We start from the raw sequence: 1733 nt of genomic DNA, 5'->3' as shown, positions 1-1733 counted from the left end.
GCATCTGGCTCTGTCCGGGGTACTCGGCCATCATCGCGGCGGCGCGGTGCTCGGTGAGTTGCTGCACCGGCCCTCGGCCGCGATGACCGCGGCGCACCTGCTGGCCACCGCGCTCTGCGCGGGCGCGATCCTCGCCGCCGAGCGGCTGTACCTGCTGGTCTCGTCGGTCGTGCGGGCCGTGCTCAGCGCACCCGTCCCGCCCCTCGGCGCCCGGCGGGCGCCCCGGACCCGCTACGCCGCGCCCCTTTCCGCCTTCCGTCCGATCGGCGCGCATCCCCCGCGCGCACCGCCGGTCCCGGCCTGATCCCCCGGACACCGACACTTCTTCGGACAGAAAGCCTCTCGATGTACAACCTCATCACGCGCGGCGGCGCGACCGCGGCGCTCGGCGCCGCGCTGGTCCTCGCCGCGGGCGGCACCGCCGCCGCCCACGTCACGGTGGAGGCGCCCGGCGCCACCCAGGGCAAATACACCGTCGCCACCTTCAAGGTGCCCACCGAATCCGAGACCGCCGCCACCACCGCGCTCAGCGTCACCGTGCCCAACCTGAAAAGCGTGCGCACCGAACCGATGCCCGGCTGGGCGGAGAAGCTCGACCGCAACGACAAGGGCGAGGTCACCACGGTGACCTGGACCGCCGAGCCCGGCAACGCGGGCGTGCGGCCCGGCCAGTTCCAGCGATTCGTACTGTCCATCGGCCCCCTGCCCCAGCAGGGTTCGGTGACGTTCCCCGCCCGGCAGACCTACAGCGACGGCAAGGTCGTCGCCTGGGACCAGGCCACCACCGGCGGCGAGGAACCCGAACACCCCGCGCCCACCCTGACGCTGGCGGCGGGCACCGGCGGCGACGAGAAGGGCCACCAGGTCGGCTCCGGCTCCGACTCCGGCGCCGAGGACGAGGGCGACGACTCGGTCGCCCGCTGGCTCGGCGGAATCGGCCTGGCGCTCGGCATCTTCGGCGTCGCGCTCGGTCTCGGCAACGCGCTGCGGGCCAGGAGGTCGTGATGCGCACGCTCTTCGGCGGCCTGCTCGCCGCGCTGACCCTGCTGGCGGGCGTGCTCACCGGGGCGGGCGCCGCCTCGGCGCATTCCGCGGTGACCGGCAGCACCCCCGAGGACGGGTCGACCGTCGAGGTCGGCCCGGCCCGCGCCGCCGTCACCTTCAACGAGGAACTGCAGCAGAACTTCCCGTCGCTGACGGTGGTCGGCCCGGACGGGCACCTGTGGTCCAAGGGCGCGCCCGTGGTGGACGGCCGGACGGTCTCGGTGGAACTCGGCGAGCTCGGGCCCGTCGGCGTGTACACGATCGCCTACCGGGTGACCTCCGCCGACGGTCATCCCGTCCGCGGCACCCGCACCTTCACGCTGAGCAAGGAGGGTCACGGCACCCCGGGCCCCAAGCCCGGCGAGGACAGGGCGGCCGGCGCGGACGACGACGGCGGCGTGCCGGTGTGGCTGTTCATCGCGGGCGGTGTCGTGCTGTTCGGCGCGGGCCTGGCGTTCGCGCTGCTGGTCGGCCGTTCCGGCAAGCGGTCCTAGTGGCGGGCGGGGGGAACCGGGGCGCGGCGCCCGTCGCCGCCCCCGCCTGGCGCACCCTCGCTCCCCCGGCCGCGGCCGCCGCGGCCGGGGTGGTGCTGGCCTGGGCGGTCAGCGGGGCGGTCGGGGGCACCTGGGCGGGCCTGGCCCGCGCCCTCGCCGACGGCGCGGGCGCGACCGTACTCGGGCTCGCCGCGC

2 protein-coding genes and 2 pseudogenes are annotated in these 1733 nt (G+C 75.9%); all 4 read left to right on the top strand.

The window, feature by feature from the left end:
- Positions 1–304, top strand: a pseudogene (locus ON36_RS00230) (hypothetical protein); the annotation flags it as partial.
- A 41-nt stretch (positions 305–345) separates the two neighbouring features.
- The gene (locus tag ON36_RS00225; RefSeq protein WP_052313490.1) at positions 346–1005 is read left to right on the top strand and encodes a YcnI family copper-binding membrane protein; all 660 of its coding nucleotides are present in this window, start codon (positions 346–348) and stop codon (positions 1003–1005) included.
- The gene (locus tag ON36_RS00220) at positions 1005–1538 is read left to right on the top strand and encodes a copper resistance CopC family protein (protein WP_043646192.1); all 534 of its coding nucleotides are present in this window, start codon (positions 1005–1007) and stop codon (positions 1536–1538) included. The genes ON36_RS00225 and ON36_RS00220 overlap by 1 nt, the downstream gene beginning before the upstream one ends.
- A pseudogene (locus ON36_RS00215) lies at positions 1538–1733 on the top strand (copper resistance protein CopD); the annotation flags it as partial. The gene ON36_RS00220 and the pseudogene ON36_RS00215, both read left to right, overlap by 1 nt.

This window comes from Nocardia thailandica NBRC 100428 (assembly GCF_000308795.1).
GTDB lineage: Bacteria > Actinomycetota > Actinomycetes > Mycobacteriales > Mycobacteriaceae > Nocardia > Nocardia thailandica.
The sequence above is the reverse complement of the archived record's forward strand: the minus strand, read 5'-3'. Positions and strand labels throughout refer to the sequence as shown.